Consider the following 19867-nt stretch of genomic DNA (forward strand, 5'->3'; position numbering starts at 1 on the left):
TAGCATTTTGAAGCGCGAGTTCATCTACAGTAACCCGAAATTTAAGACTAAACAGGAAGCCCAGCAAAAGCTGTACAGGTATCTTGAGTTCTTTTACAACAGAACAAGGTCAAATAGCACAATTGGTTACATATCTCCCGCTCAATTTGAGCAGCTATACTACCAGCAGGTGGCTTAACTTAGTGACGTCCACTTTATTGACAGAAGAGCAGAAATCCAGTTAATCCCCAAAGCTCCTCCCAATTCGTTACACGATTAAAGAGTAGTATGATATGTTAAAATGAATAATTATTCCTGATGGAGTGTGATATTCATGATGAAGAAGCCTCGTGTACTATCCTTTTCTGGCGTTTCTGGTGGAGGTAAGACAACGACAATCAAACACTTGATCCATCAATTAGATCATGCTCAAGCCCTCTATTTTGATGATTATGAGTTTGAGAACTGCCCAGATATTTGCGAGTGGGTCGAGGCGGTGGCAGATTACAACGCATGGGTGCTTTCTCCACTCATTACTGATATTCGGCTTCTACTAAAAGATGAATCACTAGACTATATTGTCCTGGATTATCCCTTTGCCTACTTGAATGATGCCGTGCGAGACTTGATTGATTTAGCATTTTACATCGATACACCTTTGGATATTGCCATGGCTAGACGCATTCTACGGAACGAGCAGGAACATGGGATGCGTGACTTACAACGTGACTTACATAACTATTTGATCAGGGGAAGAGCTGCTTATCTCGAAATGGAAAAGACGGTGAAACCCAATTCCGATGTTGTCCTGCAAGGCGAATTGCCTACAGTACGCGTTGTTGATCAGATTATAGATGAATTACGGAAGCGTTCGGTTTAACTTTTTCTTTTTTACCATAGGTAAATTCTTGCCTGAACGGGTTCATCATGCGAAAATAGGTGTTGGACAAACCATACTTATTCAAACACAAGAGGAGTTTATTAACATCATGTTGCATTTAAGTTGGGAAATGATGATTTTCGTTATTGTCGGCGGATTCTTGGCAGCTTATGTAGATTCGGTTGTTGGAGGAGGCGGGCTTATTTCGGTGCCAGTCTTGCTGGCAACAGGAATGCCACCAGCGCTGGCGTTAGGTACGAATAAATTAGCAGGGACGATGTCGTCGCTGACAAGCACGATTTCATTTATGCGGACAGGGAATGTTGATCTCAAAGCGGTACGCGGATTGTTCGTGCTGTCCTTGGCTGGCGCGGTGTGCGGCGTATTCGTATTGCGGCAAATTCCTTCCGATTTTTTAAAACCACTGGTCGTGGTGATGCTGATTCTAATTACGATCTATACGATATTCCGCAAAAATTGGGGAGACATCTCGACCTTCAGTCAGTACTCGGCGAGGACGGCTTTCTTAATGGGTTGTGCAGCGTTCGTCTTAGGTTTCTATGACGGGTTCTTTGGGCCAGGGACAGGGTCATTCCTTATTTTCGTTTTTCTGATGGTCGGTTTCGATTTCGTCAAAGCAGCTGGCAACTCCAAAATTCTCAATTTCGGCAGCAATATCGCAAGTTTAATTACGTTCATGGCGCTGGGCTCCATTAATTATTGGATCGGAATCCCGATGGGATTGGCGATGGTGTGCGGAGCACTTCTAGGTTCACGCATGGCGATTCGTAAGGGATCGGCGTATGTGCGGCCGCTTTTTATCACGGTATGTGTACTGTTGGTGGGTAAGCAGATTTGGAGCTTGATGTAGTAGGGAGCATTACCCCTTATGTGCCCAGCCCAGATTTTGCGGGATCCATTGCGAATTGACCGATGGTTATGGTACTATTTTAGCAGAGTGTAAGTTGAAGGAGGTGAAGGTAGGATGAATCGAGAGTTCGTAAACAACCGTGTGAGCCAGTTACCCATTGCGATGGCTGGCATCGTTCATGCAGAAATCAAAGACGCGAGAGGTCTGTCCATTTTTGCTCATACAGTTTACCAACTCACGAAAAGACACCTACCTTAACCCTCTACGGAAATGATCCGAAAGGTCGTAGGAATTTTCCTGCGGCCTTTTTGTGTTAGCTGCGTGTAGGTCAGGGTCTGTCTTCAAACCAAGGAGGATCCTTTATTATGTTAATTGTTAACGGTCAAAATATAAAAAAATACCACGGTGCCCAGTTAGTACTCGAGGATGTTACATTTGAAATCCATCAAGGGGAACGTGTCGGACTTGTGGGTCGTAATGGCAGTGGGAAATCAACGTTGCTGCGCCTTATTTCTAAGATGGAAAAGCCTGACGAAGGTCAGCTGACGGTGCGAAAGGATACAGGAATCGGCTATCTGGCGCAAATTCCAACTGCTTGGGAAAGCTACACGGTGTATGATGTGCTCGCTTCGAGCTTCCAGGAGCTGCTGGCTTGCCGCGCAACGATGAGTGAGCTTGAAGGAGATATGGCGAGCCCAGCAATCATGAACAATGAGAAGCAGATGGAGCAGCTGTTGAAACGATATGCTGGACTGCAAGAGCGCTTTGAGCGAGAAGGCGGTTACGAGCTTGATGCACGCATTGATCAGGTAGCGAACGGGCTGCGAATCGCAAAGGGGTTTTATGAGCGAAGCTTTGCCTCATTGTCAGGGGGAGAAAAAACGAAGATTACGTTAGCGTCCCAGTTGATCGGCAAACCAGACCTGTTGCTGCTGGATGAGCCGACCAATCACTTGGATTTGTCAGGCGTGGAGTGGCTGGAGGATTACCTCAAGCATTATGATGGCGCTTGTATCATTGTCTCTCATGACCGCTACTTTTTGGACCTCGTAGTTACGAAAATCGTTGAACTGGAAGACGGTGAGTCGACAACATATCACAGCTCCTACTCTGGATATGTGAAGGAGAAGGAAGTACGACTGCTCCAGCAGTTCGCGGAATACCAAGAGCAACAGAAGGTCATTAAAAAGATGAAAGAAACGATCAAGCAGTTGATTGAATGGGGGCGCATTGGCGGGAATGAAAAGTTTTTCCGCAGAGCGTTCTCCATGCAGAAAGCGCTGGATCGGATGGAAAAGCTCAAGCGTCCTGTGCTGGATCCGAAGGCGGCAGATTTCGATTTGAAGCCGGAGGACCGTTCCGGCCGGCGGGTGCTGCGCTTCGAGAATGTCACGAAGCGATATGGCGAGAAGACGATTCTGGGGCTGGCGAGCGGCGCACTTGAATATGGCGAGAAGGTGATGCTCGTCGGGCATAACGGCTCAGGAAAAACGACGCTATTGAAGATGCTGCTCGGTGAAGTGCTGCCGGATGGCGGGGAACTCGAGCTGGGCGCTCGCGTCGACATCGGCTATCTGGCGCAGCAAGCGTACCCAGCGGATGATAAGAAATCCGTGCTGGCGTATTTCTGCGAGGAAGCGAAGCTGGAAGAAGGGGAAGCGCGGGGACGGCTGGCTGCTTATTTATTTTATGGCGCAGATGTGTTCAAAGCGGTAAGTTCCTTGTCTGGCGGCGAATGGACGCGATTGCGTTTAGCGCTGCTTGTGCTGCGCAAACCGAACCTGCTCATTCTGGATGAGCCGACGAATCACATGGACATCGCATCGCGCGAAGCGCTGGAGGATGCGTTGGAGGAATTCCCAGGCACGGTGCTGGCAGTGACGCATGATCGGTATTTTATGAATCGGCTAGCGCGTAAAATATGGGAGTTGGATCAGGGGAAGATCACCGTGTATTTGGGTGATTTTGATGCTTATAAAGAGAAGAGCGGCGAGCTTCGCGCGCGGGAAGAGCTTCTAGCTGAGGAACGAAGCAGGATCACCCTCGACAAAGCAAAAGTGAATGTGAAAGTGAAACAGCCTGAGGGATCTGCTGCTAAGCAGGGGAAACCAGCAGCGGCTGGGAAGGCCGCTTTGGAGAAGCGGATCGCAGGCGTAGAAGCTGAGTTGGCCGCGTTGGATGAGCGGCTGCAGCAGGCAGGCGAAGCACTGGCACCGGCAGAGCTCGCTGAGCTTTGGAAGAAGCGGGAAGGTGTACAGGGGCAGTTGGATGCGCTGTATGAGCAGTGGATGTTGGAGGAGTAGAACTGACGTATACAACACACATTGCGATTGTCACAAAACGGGCTTCGTTCCGCCACCGATCTGACATGGAGTCCGTCCCCCCAGTATGATAAGCTAGAAGTACTTTAGAAGGAGGCGATTGCTGTGATTCAAGTTTTCCCGGCCAACACACGTAATTCAACTGATTTGGGGTGGCTCAAGAGCCACAAAAGCTTCTCTTTCGGCGACTATTTTGATGAAGAAAATGTTAGCTTTGGTGTCATGCGAGTGTGTAATGACGATGATATCGCAGCAGGACGGGGCTTTGGCCCGCATCCCCATAGCGACATGGAGATCGTCAGTATCGTGCTCAGCGGAGCGATTAAGCATGAAGACAGCCTTGGGCATGTAGCTATTACGGCTTCCAATGGTGTACAGCGAATGTCTGCAGGCAGTGGCGTCATTCATGCCGAGTATAATGCATCGGAAACGGAACCGATGAGTCTGTTTCAGCTATGGTTTATGCCAGCGAAGCGCGGAATGGAGCCCTCTTTTGAAAATGTGACGTATGAGCCAGAGGCGATGGTTAATCATTTGTTGCCGGTTGTAACACCTGAAGGCGGACCTCACATCGCGAAAATCCATCAGGATATGAGCATCTATTTGAGCAAACTGGATGCAGGGAAAGAGCTAGTGTTCGAGCAGGGCGAGGGTCGTCGTATTTTCCTCATGCTGGTGAGTGGGAAATGCTCGGCTAATGAGGCGGTACTCGAAACAAAGGACAGTGCGCGTATTCAGGCGGAGTCAACGTTAACCATTCGTGCGCTCGAAGATACACATTTCATGCTTATTGATCTGCCATAAGGCGATAATGGAGAGATAGAGGAGGTTGCAGCGATGAAGGAAACTTTTCTAGTGAAGCATGCGGTTGGCGGTCGTGCTTTTATCGATACAGGTAAGCAGTCTGTGCCCTATACATGGGAGCAGCAGGGTGATCAGTGGTTGTTCCGTGTTCAGATTGATCAGCCGGAGCAGATTGCGGAGCTTTTGAAATGGAAAGAGGAGCTTAATGTATTTGTTTTTCAAGAGTTTGAGAATGAGCCTACACGGAAATTATGGTTCTATGTGAGTGAAGATGGTGTTCAATTTACGGAGGAAAAAGGCGAGCTAACGATCATCGCAACTTCCCATATCAGCTATATTCCCGACCAATTTAGTGTGAAGTGATTGGAGTTATACCGATGAAAGTTCAGGACCAGCAGCTAGAGAAAGCGATCCCCTTTATACACGAATGCTATACAGAATTGGGCAAGAGTGAAGCGGAAATCGATAAGCGTATTGCCGAGATTGCGCAAGCAATTCAGTATAACGGGACGTATGAACATACGATGGAAGAGTTGACGCATGGCGCGAAAATGGCTTGGCGCAATAGCAACCGCTGCATTGGGCGTTTGTTTTGGGAGTCGCTTCGTGTATACGACGCTCGTCATATAGAGACGGAAGAAGCAGCGGCGGATGCGCTGTTCAGGCATATTGAGGAAGCGACGAATGGCGGTAAGATCCGCCCCGTCATTACGATATTCCCGCCTTCGCGTGAAGGGAAGCCTGTTGTCCAGATTAAGAACGAGCAGCTGATTCGTTATGCTGGGTATGAGACGGATGATGGCATCGTTGGTGATCCTGTCTCAGTGGAATTCACTAAGGCCTGTCAAGCACTTGGTTGGCAGAGTGCAGGCACGCATTTTGATGTGCTGCCGCTCATGATTCAGGTAGGTGAGCTGGCGCCAAGGCTGTTTGAGATCCCGAAAGCGTTGATTTTGGAAGTGGCGATTCGCCATCCAGAGCTGGCCACCTTTGCGGATCTGAATCTGCAATGGTATGCGGTGCCGATGGTGGCGAACATGTACCTCGAAATGGGTGGGGTGATGTATCCCGCGGCACCTTTTAACGGGTGGTACATGGGAACCGAGATCGGCGCGCGGAACTTTGCCGACGAGGCTAGGTACAACATGCTGCCGCGGGTAGCATCGGTCATGGGGCTCGACACGAGGCGCGAGTCTACGCTTTGGCGGGACAAAGCGCTGGTCGAGCTGAATGTAGCGGTGCTGCATTCGTTCGCGCAGCACGGTGTCTCTATCGTCGATCACCACACTGCGGCGAAGCAGTTCAAACGCTTCGAAGACAACGAAGAGAAAAGCGGGCGAGACGTTACGGGTGATTGGACATGGCTAATTCCGCCAATGTCCCCGGCGACGACGCACATTTTTCACCAGCACTACACCAATGAAGTGAAGCTGCCTAATTTCTTTTATCGCAGCAAGAAGCGCTAGTTACGGAGATCAGCCTACCCACCTTCACATTTGATGTGAAGGTGGGTAGGCTTTTTGGGTTAAAGCGGCTGCCGTGCACCCGTAAGTCGAAAAAATCGACTTACAGCGCGCGGAAGCGCCGGCGTGCTCTCGTAAGTCGAAAAAATCGACTTACAGCGTGCGGAAGCGCCGGAAGGGCACCCGTAAGTCGAAAAAATCGACTTACAGCGTGCGGAAGCGCCAGCAGTGCTCTCGTAAGTCGAAAAAATCGACTTACAGCGCGCGGAAGCGCCTGCTGTGCTCCCGTAAGTCGAAAAAATCGACTTACAGCGCGCGGAAGCGCCAGCCGTGCACCCGTAAGTCGAAAAAATCGACTTACAGCGTGCGGAAGCGCCAGCCGTGCACCCGTAAGTCGAAAAAATCGACTTACAGCGCGCGAAAGCGCCCGCAGTGCTCCCGTAAGTCGAAAAAATCGACTTACGGCGCGCCTCCTAGGCGCAACTGTCTACCTGACGTGCTTAGCATGCCACTACAGCAATTAGTCCGAAATTGCCGACTTAATTTCATTGACGGCACCATGAAATCCCAATTAGTCCGACATAGCCGAACTAAATCGACCGAAAAACCATTCAAGCCAGAAAAATGGGGGAATAGTTCGGCGAAATCGGACTATTGGGCACTTCTTACAAGAAATTATCAATTTAGTTAGACAAAATCGGACTAACCCAACTTTTGGCGCCCCACCAACCGTAACTCCTCCAGCAACTTGTAATCCCCCACCAACCGCTACTCCTCCACCAACCTCTAACGCATCTCCAACATGTACCACTCCCACGACCAATAGTTTAATAGCCAAACTAACTCGCATGTAGTATCATTTGGCATATTGAAAGCACTTACTATACGCGAAAAGGGGAATTCCGCTTGTGGCAGAAGGTGGCTAACTGGAATACATTGCGCAATCAGATGCTCGCGGGATTCATATCTGTGATGATCATCGTTTTGATCTGCGCAGGCGCTATTACGTATAACTCGGTGTCAACGCTCCTCAATACGAAGGCGGAGACGCAGATGAAGCAAATCGCTAGTCAAGCCAACGGCAGGCTGGAAGCGATCATTACACAAATCGATATGCTGACGTTACAGGCTGTAAATGATGTGTATTTGCAGCAATTGTTTTTATCATCGGTTCAAGGGAAGGCACCCGACTTCAGCGAACGTCAATCGCTTTTGAAAATCGCCAATCACATTCAAGCATATAGCGGCGTTAGCAATGTAGAGCTGTATACGACGGGGTTTGCGCGGATGTTTCCGTTAGATGAGCAAAAGCTAACAGATCTCATCGAGCCGAATTGGATCGAGCAGGCGGATAAAGAGAAGGGCAGACTGGTTTGGATTGGTAACGATCCGAAGAATCCCGACACGGTTCTCGCCATACGCCGGATCAATTTAGTTGATCGATGGTTCTCGAATGGCGGGTATTTGATGGTGAGGATTAATCGCAGCTATTTTGATTTTCAGAACAAGCTGCCTGACATCGGGCATCGCGAATTGATGCTGCTAGCCGATAGTTCGGCTAGGCCGATTGTTTCCGACGGGGAAGCACTTGCCAGCATAAGCTCGCTCATGCATACCGACGCCCAGCAGGTTACGCTAGAGCAGAAACGGTACATTCTGGTGAAACAGTTGTCGGAGCAGACGGGCTGGACGATGATGATTCTGTATCCGGTAAGTGATATCACCGATGGGATTTCTGTGCTGCGCTGGGCGATTATCGTATCTGGAGCTATCGGATTGGTCCTTTTCATTATCCTATCGTTTCTACTTTCCTCGATGATTACGAGGCCGATTCTTCGGCTGATGCGAGCCATGCGAAATACAAGGCAAGGGGTGCTGACGCCCAATTTGACACCGTCTTACACCACGGAATTGAATGATTTGAATGTGACCTATAATCAGATGGTAGACAATATCAATCGGCTCATTAAACTGGTGTATGAGAAAGAAATGATTCAAAGCCGCACAGAGCTCCAAGCTCTTCAAGCGCAGATAGATCCGCATTTTTTATATAACACGTTGGAAGCCCTGTACTGGTCCCTACAAGAGAAAGATGAAGAGGAACTTGCTGATCTTGTGGTTGCCATGTCAGATTTATTTCGTTATGTGATTGGTAACCCAAATAAGGATGTATGGGTCGCATTGGATGAGGAATTAGAGCATATCAAGCGTTATTTGAGCATTATGAGTGTGAGATTCGGCTCACGTCTAGTATGGAAAATTGACAGCGAAGAAGCGTATGGCCCTGTCCACATTCCGAAGCTGCTGATCCAGCCGTTGGTGGAGAATGCGATTTTGCATGGGTTGGAGGGTAAAATAGGAACGGGATTAATCACCATTCGGGTGGAACCGTCACCTATAGAAACGACAGGGATACGCATCACGGTATGTGATGATGGTCCGGGGATGAATGAACAGACGCTTCAGGCGGTGCAGGAGTCGATCGAACGCGGTGGTGCAGCAATGCGTATAGGCTCATCATCCAGTTCTGACGATATACCAGGGTCAAGTGCTGCCAATAGCATTCCATCCCCCAAAGGAAAAGGCATGGCCATTTCCAACGTGCAGCGACGCCTTCAGCTTTACTATCCATCCCTTCCAGATACGTATCGTGGCTTAACGATCACGAGTAGTCCTGGACAGGGGACCAGCGTGAGCTTCGACATTCCAATTTTTAAGGAGGAACACGATGAACCAGTCGGGGAAAACCATACTCATCGTTGACGATGAGCCTTTAACGAGAGAAGGCATACGCAAAACGTTAGAAGCCTGGTCCATCGGGCGGTATGAGATACTCAGCTGCTGCAATGGAACTGAAGCTCTCGATCTTTTACAATCGCGCCCCGTGCATCTGCTAATTACGGACATCCGCATGCCCGAAGTTAACGGTTTACAAGTCGTGGAAGGTTCGCGAGGTTTTGCCCACAAGCCCGTAGTCATCATTATTTCGGGACATCCTGATTTTCAATACGCACAAACAGCGATTGAACTTGGCGTTGTTAACTATTTGCTCAAGCCTATCCAGAAGAGCAAGCTGATCGACGCCGTCGAGCAGGCGCTGCGCATTGAAGTAGAACGCGGGCGCGTTGAAACGATGGAGAAAATGGTGGACACACGCTTGATGCAGGCGAAGACTGCTGACAAAAATTACAGTGCTCCTGTGCAACAGGCCATCCAATATGTGGAGTTACATCTTCAAGATCCACTGGGCATGAGCGAGGTGGCTAGCCATATTCATCTGAATCCGAGCTATTTTAGCGCTCTTTTCAAAGAGCAGACAGGTTTCACGTTCAGTGAATATGTCACGAGAAGCCGTATCCAAAAGGCAAAGGAGCTGCTGCTGCAGACCCGATTAACAATTGCGGATATCTCGGAGCAAGTCGGCTACCAGACGTCGAAATATTTTATTAAGCTGTTCAAAGAGTACGAGGGGACGAGCCCCAATCAGTATCGGAAACAGATTATGGATGGGGATGATCGGATAGATACCTCGAAATAGTGGAACATTACCCGATAGCTGTTACTCCCTGCGGCAGCAATGTAAGCGCTACAATAAAACACGTAGCACATAAATGATTAGGGGGAAACAAACATGGTAAGAAAAACGCTTACATGGTCGCTAACTACGATGCTCGGCCTATCTATGGCATTGACGGGCTGCTCTAGTTCCACAGATAATGCGAGTCCAACGACAGCTCCTAAAGAAACTGCGAAAGCAACCGAAGCAGCAACAGCGCAACCCGCTAAAAAAGTAACGATTAAAATGATGCACCTGTGGCCGACAGGAAACTCCGCAACGCAAAACAAAATTGTAAACGATATCATCAAAGAGTATCAAACAGCGAATCCGAATGTGACGATTGAGCAGGAAGTACTCGAGAATGAACAATACAAGAATAAAATGAAAGTGCTTTCTACTTCAAATGCCCTTCCTGATGTGGGCTTCACGTGGGCAGCAGGCTACATGGATCCTTATGTAAAAGGCGACATGTTCGCTCCGCTGGATGACTTGCTGCAAGGGGATTTGAAAGATAAATTCGTGAAAGGCACAACAGATGCTTACGCATTCGGCGGCAAAACCTACGGTCTTCCGGTTGAATTGAACATCGTGCCCGTGTACTACAATAAAGCTATTTTTGCTAAGCACAACTTGACGCCACCTAAGACCTATGATGAGTTCAAAAATATTGTCAAAACACTCAGCTCCAACGGTGTAGCTCCAATCGCACTCGGGAATAAAGATCGTTGGACAGGTTCCCTGTGGTACATGTACCTTGCTGATCGTATCGGCGGCCCCGAAACTTTGAAAAAAGCGATCGACCGCACAGGTTCCTTCAACGATCCTGGCTTGGTTCGTGCAGCTTCGGAAGTTTCTCAGCTTGTCGACATGAATGCTTTTAACAAAGGCTTCAACGGACTTGGTAACGACGAAGGTAAAGCAGAGTTCATGAACAGCAAAGCCGCGATGTATATGATGGGAACATGGGAATTACCGAACTACACAACGAACAAAGATGTTCCACAAGCCTTCAAAGATCAAATCGGCTTCTTTAAATTCCCGACGGTTGATGGCGGTAAAGGGAACATGGATAGCTGGGTTGGCGGACCAGGCGTAGGCTTGTTCGTAGCGAACAACTCCAAAGTGAAAGAAGAGTCCAAGAAATTCGTCAGCTTCTTCGTATCGAAGTGGGGAGAGCACGCTATTTCCGAAGCAGGCGTTATCCCGGCAACGAAAGTAGACACGTCCAAAGTGAAACTGCCACAAATGTACATTGACCTTTTGAATGAGTTGAATAAAGCGAGCAACATTACGCTATTCGCAGATGTTCAAATGAAGCCTGCTTCCGCAGAAGTTCACTTAAATATGATTCAAGCTTTGTTTGGTAAAGCGGTGACACCGGAAGCTTTTGCGAAGAATCATGAGGATGCCTTGGCAAAGGAAGCGAAGTAGCCTAACGAATACGAACGATTTGGGAAAGGACATATCCCTCCAAGTGGTATGTCCTTTGTCATTATCGGTGAAAGGGAAGTGCCTACTATGGATAAAGTCATGTCTAACAAATCCATGATCGCGATCTACGTAATTCCCTCGCTATTTCTGCTGCTAGCCTTGATCTATATGCCGATCATGATGACAGGCTACTACGGACTCATGAAATGGGATGGCGTAGGCAAAATGAGTTTCATTGGTTTGCATAATTATGCCGAACTGCTAAAGGATAAATTATTCTGGGGAAGCGCGAAGCACTCGTTCTTGCTGGCGATCTTCTCAACAATCTCCCTGCTTGGTTATCTACTCGTGGCATTGGTGTTATCCGCGAACATTCGTGGTGCTAATCTTTTTCGCAAAATCTATTTAATCCCTATGCTGCTTTCTTCTGTCGCTATCGCTCAACTATGGTTGAAAATATTCCACCCAACGAACGGGGTGCTAAATGCTATCCTGACGTCGCTGGGGGTCACGCATACACCGGAATGGTTGTCCAATCCATCCATTGTTTTATACGCTATTTTCATGCCGATTTTATGGCAGTACGCCGGGTTTTACATTTTGATCTACTATGCTGCGTTAAAAAATGTACCAACCTCGCTGATCGAAGCAGCCCGTATCGATGGCGCTAGTCCGTGGCGTGTTGCGATCTCGATTCGCGTTCCGTTAATTGCTGAAGTGATGAAAGTAACAGTCGTTTTGGCCGTTGTCGGCTCACTAAAATATTTTGATCTGATCTACGTGATGACAGGCGGCGGACCTAACGGATCCAGTGAAGTGATGGCTTCCTATATGTATCGCAAAGCGTTCAAAGGCTATGATTTCGGCTATGCGAGCGCCATTGGCTTCTTCCTGCTCTTGATTTGCCTCGTGGCTACTTGGTTAATCCGTAAAGCGACGGCTTCCAAAGATGATATCCAATACTCGTAACGAAAGGAGCTTCCGATTCTGATGCAACTCGAAACCACCCGTCCTCAGGCACAGACGCTAACCCAGCGCAGCAAGCTTCCTGGACAAATCGGATACGGCGTATTGTATATCGTGTTATCGATTGTCGCTGTCGTTCAGATTTTTCCTCTCTTATGGCTCATGCTATTCTCTTTGAAAAATAATGAAGAAATCTTCAATCTTGCCCCGATGGCATTTCCCGAGAGACTGCGTTGGGAGAACTACGAGAAGGTCTGGACGCAGGGCCATATTAATAGTTACTTTTTTAACAGCGTCTGGATGACGTTGGTGTCGGTTGGGGTGACAGTCTTACTAGCAAGCTTAGTGACATTCGCTTTGACTCGGATGAAATGGAAGCTGCAATCCTTTGTGCTAGGTCTGTTTATGGTAGGGATGATGATTCCCGTGCACTCAACGCTCATTCCGTTATTCAGTATGTTTATGAAAATGAATCTAACCAACCACCCGTTGTCGATCATTTTGTCCTACATTGCCTTTAACTTGCCGATTACGATCATGATTATGCTCGGTTTTTATTACACGCTGCCGCGTGAAGTAGAAGAAGCTGCCGTCATGGACGGGTGCTCCGTGAATCGTATTTTCTTCAGCATTACGCTGCCGATGACAGCATCTGTACTATCTACAGCTGTGATCATCAACATGATTTACAACTGGAATGAGTTTATTTTTGTAAATACGTTCATTTCCTCGGAAAAGTATAAGACCTTAACCGTAGGCGTTCAAAATTTCGTCGGCCAATATACGACCGATTGGGGCGCGATTGGCGCGACCTTGATGATTAGTATTTTGCCTATTATGATCGCGTTTATCTTGTTGAGTAATCGAATTGTAGAAGGTATAGCTGCTGGTTCTGTAAAAGGATAATCGTGTGGTGGATCCCCGTGAATCGGGGATTTTTTGCGTATCGGCGTGCCGATTGTTCACAGACGTTGTGCCCAGCCTATGTTACAATGGAGCAATGTTATTAACCGTCGGACAAATTTTATGCTGCATAGAATTGTGTTACTTGCTTGTGAAATGAGGTTTTTACGATGAAAAAAGGGCTAGGCTATGCCATTATTGCTTATATCGCTTGGGGTTTGCTGCCTGTGTATTGGAAGCTTTTTGGGACGTTGAAGGCGGGGGAAATACTATCGCATCGTGTGATTTGGTCATTCGTCTTTATGGCGATTCTAATTATCGTTGGTAAAGGCAAATGGCAGCAATTTCGCAGCCTTGTAACGAATCGCACGACTTTATTACTAGTGGGGGCAAGCAGCCTTCTGATCAGTACGAACTGGTTGATTTTTATCTGGGCAGTTAATAATGGGCATGTCATCGAGACGAGTCTCGGGTATTACATCACGCCACTTTTTAACATTATGCTAGCGGTGTTGTTCTTGCGTGAAAAGCCTACTGGCAGACAATGGCTCGCCGTGGCTTTGGCGGGGATTGGTGTTCTGATTGCCACCATAGATTATGGCAGATTTCCGTGGGTGTCGCTCACATTAGCAGGTACATTCGGCTTATACAGCCTGGTCAAAAAAAGAGTCACCTACGATGCGGCAACCGGGCTTGCGGGTGAAACAGCGTTCGTCTTTCCGATCGCAATCATCTACGTCATCTACCTATTTGCTACGCATCAAGATGCTGCCTGGACACTGCCGCCGATCACGTTGATCATGCTGTTCCTAGCAGGGGCGGCAACCGCGTTGCCTTTGTTGTGGTTCGCTAAAGCTGCGGCCCAACTGCCGCTATCCATGCTAGGCTTCATTCAGTATATCGGCCCGTCCATCACGCTTATACTCAGCGTATTTGTGTTTAAAGAGAGCTTTTCCCCCGTGCTGCTGATCAGTTTTGCTTTTATCTGGAGCGCACTCATCGTTTATGCCTTCGCATCCGTACGCGTAGCGCGAGCGGCAGTAGCAGATTAGAATGCGGGAAGTTCGTGGAGCTAAGAAACCGCTTGAGACTTATGTCTTGAGCGGTTTTTTGTTGCTGAGGGGGGCAGCCAGCAAGCAAGCACGCAAGCACAAACACTCTCCGGCTGCTCGTTGAAAAGGCTGGGGGATCCTTAGCAGTAGTAGGAGGGGAGGATAGTGGAATAGGTGGGGGTGGAGTAGAGTAGAGTAGAGTAGAGTAGAGTAGAGTAGAGTAGAGTAGAGTAGAGTAGAGTAGAGTAGAGTAGAGTAGCAGTAGAAGTAAAAGTAGATAGCCAGAATGTGCTGTGTGCGACAAGACAACCAAATAAACCCATCAGAGTAGAAGCGGAGCAAGCTCCGACACAATTAAATGGAAAACCTACAGGTAATTCATGCTAATTCCCCATCAATTTCAGATTAACTGTAGAATCTCCAGTTATTTCTCTCACTTTCCGACCATCAGGCGAAAACACGCCAAATTAACTGTACAAAATCCAGCTATTTCCCCAAAACCGGCGATTTCGAAAAAATTAGCTACATAAAATCCAGTTATTGCTTGAGACAGTCGCCTCTTTCGCCGAGGTGCCAAACAAGATATGGGAACTCGCACTAGAAAAGCAGAATGTGTTACGTGTGCGACATTAGACAACCAATAAACCCATCAGAGTAGAAGCGGAGCAAAGCTCCGACACAATTAAATGGAAAACCTACAGGTAATTCCAGCTAATTCCCCATTATTTTCAGATTAACTGTAGAACCTCCAGTTATTTCTCTCACTTCCCGCCCATCTGGCGAAAACACGCCAAATTAACTGTACAAAATCCAGCTATTCCCCAAAAATCGGAAATTCAAGAAAAATTAGCTACATAAAATCCAGTTAGTTCATCTAGAAAGTTACCTCAGATGACTTAGTAACTTATGTAAATATTAACTTTATTCTACTCACGCCAAATCTCGCTTCTAGTAAAGCAGAACGCCAAGAATACCGCGGATAAAAGATGTAAAATAATTTCAATATAATTAACTTTTTATGAAATTAAATTTCAAGCATAGCACTAAATTTTACAAATTTATTGTAGGAGGATCTTGTGTTTTTGCCTAATAATACGTATGATGAAGGTGATTTCAGTCGGATAAATTATGGTGAGTAGGGAACCTATATGTCAATAAATGATAATATTTTAATTAAAATTCGCGATATGAAAGATAGCCTCACACCGGTGGAGAAGCTAGTAGCCGATTATATTTTAGATAATGTGGACGAGATTCCTCATCTCTCGATTAAGAGTCTCGCGCAAGCGACGAAAACGAGCGATGCATCTGTTCTACGTTTTTGCAAAACGATGGGTTATAAAGGCTATCGTAACTTCATCGTGAGCATTTCTGCTTCTTTGGGCTCGATGGATGAGGAGCAGAAGGATCAATACACAGATATTCAACCTGGCGATGATCTCTCGACGATTATCTCCAACATTTCGCACAATAATAGCAAATCGATTGTCGATACTCTTAGTGTCATTGATCGAAATGAAATTGCCCGCGCGGTCAAAGTCTTAGTGGATTGCAATCGGATCGTTTTCTTTGGGATTGGCGCTTCGGGGTTGGTAGGAATGGACGCGGAGCAGAAATTCTCCCGCATTAATAAGATGTGCCATACTTACACGGATGGACATAGCCAACTTACAGCAGCCACGCTGCTTGGGAAAAGCGATGTTGCTATCTTTATTTCGAATTCGGGGAGTACAGTTGAAATTCTCGATACCTTGGAAATTGCCAAGAAGAATGGTGCGACAATCATCGCCATTACCAAATACAACAAAAGCGCCTTGGCAGATAATGCGAATATCGTACTGAGCATCTCGACACCAGAAGTCACGATTCGAAGCGGAGCCATGGGCTCGCGCATCGCGATGCTAACGGTGATTGATATTCTATTTGCAGGGGTAGCGAGCAGTGAATATAAGCATGTGAAGAAGTATTTGGCCAAAACACACGACATTATTGCCAGCAGCAAGCATAGAAAATAGACCATTCGAACAAACTAACGACGTCCAAATAGGCGTCGTTTTTTTTGTCGGAATTTTAGAAATAAAAAATCAATTATTTATTTTAGAATAAAATAAAATTTCAAAAACTATTGACCATTATGAAATTTTTCGTTAATATTAGACCAGTAAAGACTTTGTAAAGAGTACAGCAGGCAGGAGGACAGCTATGGATGAGTATCTATCGGGTTTAACTACGGAAGAGATTAATGATAAGACACAGACAATTGACGAATGTTCAACAGAGCAAATGCTTCGGATGATGAATGAACAGGATGCATTGGTTCCAACAGCAGTCGGAGCTGAAATACCGCAGATCATGAAAGCGGTTGATATACTGCATCAAGTTCTCAAAAACGGTGGCAGGATGTTCTACGTAGGAGCTGGTTCTTCTGGCAGACTCGGTGTGCTTGATGCATCTGAATGTCCTCCAACTTTTGGCATTGATCCACTGATGGTGCAAGGTCATATCGCCGGTGGCGACGGGGCATTGCGAACAGCGGTGGAAGGTTTTGAAGACAACGCTGAGGAGGGGGTCGCCCTCATTGAACGATGCGGAGTGACAGACAAAGATGCGGTAATTGGGATTACGGCCAGCGGAAGTGCACAATTCGTTATAGCTTGCTTGAAGAAAGCACAAGAAATTGGTGCCGCAACGATTGGTGTCGTAAATAACAAGAATTCGAAATTGGTAGCTGTTACGGATGTATGCATCGCACCAGTGGTTGGGCCGGAAGTCATTATGGGATCTACTCGTCTGAAGGCGGGTACAGCACAGAAGCTGGTTCTTAACATGCTGACAACAGGAACAATGGTGAAGCTTGGAAAGACGTATAATAATCTCATGGTTGACATGAAGGCTAGTAACATCAAGTTGTACGATCGCTCTATTCGTATCATTCGAATAGCGACTGGGGTGGATGAATCGACAGCGATTGCCCACCTCGAGAAAGCATCCATGAATTGTAAACTTGCCATTATGATGATTAAAACAGGCATGGATGTAAAGGAAGCGGAAGAAGCATTAGAACAGTCTGAGGGTAGTTTGAAGAGAGCCATACGTACCTTTGTAAAAGTTGTTTAAGCATTTAAAACAAGTAAGGAGAGACTTGAGCTTACTCAAGGATCCCTATCCTAGGAGGTTTGTTTTTCATGAAAAGAAAAATGCCCGTATTAGCTTCTGTCGTAGCTTTAACAATGGCTCTAACTGCTTGTGGTGGTTCTTCAGGTACAAAAGAAACAACTACGCCAGCAGGTACGAATGCTCCTGCAGCTACAGCTAGCGCTGCAAAAGACACCATTACTGCATTACTTCCGCCAGTATCACCGAACTATCAAAAAACGTTTGAACAATTATCCAAAGACTTTACAGCGAAATATCCAAACCTAACGTTGAAAATCGAACCAGCTAGCTGGGAAGATATGAAGCAGAAACTAGATACACAAGTGAACGCAGGAAGCCCTCCAGATATCGCTTTCGGCGGATCCGGCACGATTCCTAAATATATTGAGCAAGGATTGGCGATGGACATTTCAGATGTAGCTACAGCTGAGATGACAGGCGATTACGATAAAACTGCCTTGGATTACATGAAAAGCGGTAAAGGTCTATACGGCTTCCCGGCTTACATGGAAGTTCATGCACTAGGCGGTAACAAAGAGTTCTTGGAGAAAGCAGGCATCGATTGGAAAAAAGTACAGACAAGTGGCTGGACTTACGATCAATTCCGTGAAGCGATCAAAAAGGGCGTAGTAACTGAGAACGGTAAAACGCGTTACGGCTTTACTTTTGCAGTAAAAGGTGTAGCTGCGGTTGACTACTTGGGTATTATGGCGAAAAACGCTGGTATGCCTTACCCATTCACATCAGACATGAAATACGCATACACAAGCAAAAACTACCTTGGTTTGCTGAAAGATCTTCGTCAACTGATCGACGACGGTTCCATGCCGAAAGAGCTTAGCTCCGTAGACGCAGGTAAACGTTGGAGCATGTTCTTGACTGGTCAAACAATGATCACAGGTAAAGGTCTTGCTGTATTTGAAAACTCCGCGAAAGCGAACAATGCTAAAATTAAAGCGAATGATGCAAGTGCTGTAAAAGACAGTATTGCTGTTGATTACATCGTATTGCCTGCTCCAACGTTCCAAGGGGCAAAAGCTTCCGCTAACACAGTTGTTGATGGTTACATGACGTTCCGCGGCAAAAAAGAGCCGACTGCTGAGCACAAAGCAAACGTTGTAAAAGCGGCTTACTTCTTGGCTAGTGGTAATGTTGCAGCAGCAACGAATAACGATCTATTCGCTGCGCATATTACGAAAAGCGGTAAAGCAGCAGCTGAGAGCATGAAAATTGACAGAAACCCTGACAACGTTGCAGCTGTAGATAATATGCTTAAAAATGCAACTCCGAACCGTACGGATATCCCGACTGATTTAGCTGCGAAAGCTATTAAATTGGAAACGGAAGTTATCGTTCCTAAATTCCAAGGTCTGCTTGCAGGCGAAGTTACGCCTCAAGCGATGTACGATGCTGTGAAAGCTGCAGCGATTAAAGAATTTGGCGAGAACGGAATCGCAAAAGACTAATATCATAGCGTTATCTTCGGATAGGCGTGCAGCAGATTGCTGCGCGGCTATCCGAACTATTTTAAAGCGAAAGTTTCTGAAAGGGGGGTGACACGTATGAATAATATCGCTAAACCGATCAAAAGAAAGAAGTTTCAAGGTGGAGATGCAATGTGGGGTTATGCATTCATTGCCGTCTCCTTAATCGTGTTTGCGCTGTTTCATGCATACCCGGTTGTTAGTGCTTTCATCATTAGTATGCAGAAATATAAACCGCTCGGCTCAACCTACGTTGGCTTCGACAATTACGTAAATTCATTGACGGATCCGTTGTTTTGGAAAGCGATGCGCAATACAGTTCTTTATACCGTGTTAACGGTGCCAGTTAACTTGTTTCTTTCTTTCGTGCTTGCTATTTTGATTTTGCCGCTGAAGAAGAAAACGCAGTCTTTCTTCAAAGGTATTTATTACTTGCCCATGGTAGCTTCAGGTGTCGCCTTGGCGGTTGTATGGCTTTGGATTTTCGATCCGATGGATGGCGGAATTATGAACCAACTCATCGCTCTCTTTGGTTTCGAGAATCAGAACTGGCTTGGTCAAAGTGCAACGGCTATGTTCTCCTTGGTTCTTATGTCTTGGTTATCCAGCCATGGCACAAGCATCATTATTTACTTGGCTGGTTTGCTAGGTATTGACGAAACGTATTACGAAGCAGCAGAACTTGATGGCGCAGGTTTCTTCTTGAAGCTGTGGCACATCGTTGTCCCTTGTCTACGTCCAGCTACACTGTTCCTATTGGTGACGGGCGTCATCGGTTCATTCCAAGTATTCCAGAATGCCTTCCTGATGACAGGCGGAGGACCGAATCACGCAACGACGATGGTTGGTTTGCTCATTTTTGATAATGCGTTCACGATATTCGATTTTGGTAAAGCAGCAGCACAATCACTGCTACTGGCTGTCGTGATTGGCGTCATTGCATTTATTCAGTTTAAATACGCGGGTAAAGACGTCGAGTATTAGGAGAGGGAGGATAA

The 19867-nt window shown here is 46.7% G+C and carries 18 protein-coding genes; all 18 read left to right on the forward strand.

Annotation, left to right across the window (positions count from 1 at the left end):
- The first annotated feature begins 7 nt into the window (after window positions 1-7).
- The 18 genes from AC58QM_RS00005 to AC58QM_RS00090 all read left to right on the forward strand — a co-directional run bounded on the left by AC58QM_RS00005 (window position 8) and on the right by AC58QM_RS00090 (window position 19853).
- Window positions 8-178 (forward strand): IS3 family transposase, encoded by a 171-nt coding sequence (locus AC58QM_RS00005; protein ID WP_497281543.1) that lies wholly within the window; start codon window positions 8-10, stop codon window positions 176-178.
- Window positions 179-313: 135 nt separating this feature from the next.
- Window positions 314-859: a nucleoside/nucleotide kinase family protein gene (locus tag AC58QM_RS00010; RefSeq protein ID WP_497280282.1), complete on the forward strand. Its 546-nt coding sequence runs from the start codon at window positions 314-316 to the stop codon at window positions 857-859.
- A gap of 109 nt (window positions 860-968) precedes the next feature.
- Window positions 969-1730 carry a sulfite exporter TauE/SafE family protein gene (locus tag AC58QM_RS00015; RefSeq protein WP_497280284.1) on the forward strand — a complete coding sequence of 254 codons (762 nt, stop codon included), beginning with the start codon at window positions 969-971 and terminating at the stop codon, window positions 1728-1730.
- A gap of 114 nt (window positions 1731-1844) precedes the next feature.
- The gene (locus tag AC58QM_RS00020; protein ID WP_497280286.1) at window positions 1845-1988 is read left to right on the forward strand and encodes an RAxF-45 family protein; all 144 of its coding nucleotides are present in this window, start codon (window positions 1845-1847) and stop codon (window positions 1986-1988) included.
- Between the two features lie 107 nt (window positions 1989-2095).
- Window positions 2096-4033: a ribosomal protection-like ABC-F family protein gene (abc-f, locus tag AC58QM_RS00025; protein WP_497280288.1), complete on the forward strand. Its 1938-nt coding sequence runs from the start codon at window positions 2096-2098 to the stop codon at window positions 4031-4033.
- Between the two features lie 123 nt (window positions 4034-4156).
- A complete protein-coding gene (locus tag AC58QM_RS00030; protein ID WP_497280290.1) occupies window positions 4157-4855 on the forward strand; it encodes a pirin family protein in 699 nt (232 codons plus the stop codon).
- Between the two features lie 33 nt (window positions 4856-4888).
- A complete protein-coding gene (locus AC58QM_RS00035) occupies window positions 4889-5218 on the forward strand; it encodes a hypothetical protein (RefSeq protein ID WP_497280292.1) in 330 nt (109 codons plus the stop codon).
- 14 nt (window positions 5219-5232) lie between these two features.
- On the forward strand, window positions 5233-6321 hold the full coding sequence (locus tag AC58QM_RS00040; protein WP_497280293.1) for a nitric oxide synthase oxygenase: 1089 nt from the start codon (window positions 5233-5235) through the stop codon (window positions 6319-6321).
- Between the two features lie 903 nt (window positions 6322-7224).
- Window positions 7225-9081 (forward strand): sensor histidine kinase, encoded by a 1857-nt coding sequence (locus AC58QM_RS00045; protein WP_497280295.1) that lies wholly within the window; start codon window positions 7225-7227, stop codon window positions 9079-9081.
- Window positions 9047-9856, forward strand: a complete 810-nt coding sequence (locus tag AC58QM_RS00050) for a response regulator transcription factor (RefSeq protein WP_497280297.1) — start codon at window positions 9047-9049, stop codon at window positions 9854-9856. Before AC58QM_RS00045 ends, AC58QM_RS00050 begins: the two co-directional genes overlap by 35 nt.
- Before the next feature lie 93 nt (window positions 9857-9949).
- On the forward strand, window positions 9950-11308 hold the full coding sequence (locus AC58QM_RS00055) for an extracellular solute-binding protein (RefSeq protein WP_497280299.1): 1359 nt from the start codon (window positions 9950-9952) through the stop codon (window positions 11306-11308).
- Between the two features lie 87 nt (window positions 11309-11395).
- Window positions 11396-12277, forward strand: a complete 882-nt coding sequence (locus AC58QM_RS00060; RefSeq protein ID WP_497280301.1) for a carbohydrate ABC transporter permease — start codon at window positions 11396-11398, stop codon at window positions 12275-12277.
- 21 nt (window positions 12278-12298) lie between these two features.
- Window positions 12299-13180, forward strand: a complete 882-nt coding sequence (locus AC58QM_RS00065) for a carbohydrate ABC transporter permease (protein ID WP_497280303.1) — start codon at window positions 12299-12301, stop codon at window positions 13178-13180.
- Between the two features lie 167 nt (window positions 13181-13347).
- Window positions 13348-14229, forward strand: coding sequence for an EamA family transporter RarD (rarD, locus tag AC58QM_RS00070; protein ID WP_497280304.1), 882 nt, complete (start codon window positions 13348-13350; stop codon window positions 14227-14229).
- Window positions 14230-15377: 1148 nt separating this feature from the next.
- Entirely contained in the window at window positions 15378-16244 is an 867-nt protein-coding gene (locus AC58QM_RS00075; protein ID WP_497280306.1) for a MurR/RpiR family transcriptional regulator, read from the forward strand.
- A gap of 187 nt (window positions 16245-16431) precedes the next feature.
- The gene (gene murQ, locus AC58QM_RS00080; RefSeq protein WP_497280308.1) at window positions 16432-17346 is read left to right on the forward strand and encodes an N-acetylmuramic acid 6-phosphate etherase; all 915 of its coding nucleotides are present in this window, start codon (window positions 16432-16434) and stop codon (window positions 17344-17346) included.
- Between the two features lie 68 nt (window positions 17347-17414).
- Window positions 17415-18851, forward strand: a complete 1437-nt coding sequence (locus tag AC58QM_RS00085; protein ID WP_497280310.1) for an ABC transporter substrate-binding protein — start codon at window positions 17415-17417, stop codon at window positions 18849-18851.
- Between the two features lie 96 nt (window positions 18852-18947).
- A complete protein-coding gene (locus AC58QM_RS00090; RefSeq protein WP_497280312.1) occupies window positions 18948-19853 on the forward strand; it encodes a carbohydrate ABC transporter permease in 906 nt (301 codons plus the stop codon).
- Window positions 19854-19867: the final 14 nt, after the last annotated feature.

This window comes from Paenibacillus sp. J22P165, assembly GCF_059692015.1.

What these genes read in the sequence shown, in the direction of transcription:
- AC58QM_RS00020 (WP_497280286.1), top strand. Translation starts at nt 1,845, where the DNA reads ATGAATCGAGAGTTCGTAAACAACCGTGTGAGCCAGTTACCCATTGCG.
- AC58QM_RS00085 (WP_497280310.1), top strand. Translation starts at nt 17,415, where the DNA reads ATGAAAAGAAAAATGCCCGTATTAGCTTCTGTCGTAGCTTTAACAATG.
- murQ (WP_497280308.1), top strand. Translation starts at nt 16,432, where the DNA reads ATGGATGAGTATCTATCGGGTTTAACTACGGAAGAGATTAATGATAAG.
- AC58QM_RS00035 (WP_497280292.1), top strand. Translation starts at nt 4,889, where the DNA reads ATGAAGGAAACTTTTCTAGTGAAGCATGCGGTTGGCGGTCGTGCTTTT.
- AC58QM_RS00090 (WP_497280312.1), top strand. Translation starts at nt 18,948, where the DNA reads ATGAATAATATCGCTAAACCGATCAAAAGAAAGAAGTTTCAAGGTGGA.
- AC58QM_RS00015 (WP_497280284.1), top strand. Translation starts at nt 969, where the DNA reads ATGTTGCATTTAAGTTGGGAAATGATGATTTTCGTTATTGTCGGCGGA.
- rarD (WP_497280304.1), top strand. Translation starts at nt 13,348, where the DNA reads ATGAAAAAAGGGCTAGGCTATGCCATTATTGCTTATATCGCTTGGGGT.
- AC58QM_RS00010 (WP_497280282.1), top strand. Translation starts at nt 314, where the DNA reads ATGATGAAGAAGCCTCGTGTACTATCCTTTTCTGGCGTTTCTGGTGGA.
- AC58QM_RS00060 (WP_497280301.1), top strand. Translation starts at nt 11,396, where the DNA reads ATGGATAAAGTCATGTCTAACAAATCCATGATCGCGATCTACGTAATT.
- AC58QM_RS00065 (WP_497280303.1), top strand. Translation starts at nt 12,299, where the DNA reads ATGCAACTCGAAACCACCCGTCCTCAGGCACAGACGCTAACCCAGCGC.
- AC58QM_RS00040 (WP_497280293.1), top strand. Translation starts at nt 5,233, where the DNA reads ATGAAAGTTCAGGACCAGCAGCTAGAGAAAGCGATCCCCTTTATACAC.
- AC58QM_RS00050 (WP_497280297.1), top strand. Translation starts at nt 9,047, where the DNA reads ATGAACCAGTCGGGGAAAACCATACTCATCGTTGACGATGAGCCTTTA.
- AC58QM_RS00055 (WP_497280299.1), top strand. Translation starts at nt 9,950, where the DNA reads ATGGTAAGAAAAACGCTTACATGGTCGCTAACTACGATGCTCGGCCTA.
- abc-f (WP_497280288.1), top strand. Translation starts at nt 2,096, where the DNA reads ATGTTAATTGTTAACGGTCAAAATATAAAAAAATACCACGGTGCCCAG.
- AC58QM_RS00075 (WP_497280306.1), top strand. Translation starts at nt 15,378, where the DNA reads ATGTCAATAAATGATAATATTTTAATTAAAATTCGCGATATGAAAGAT.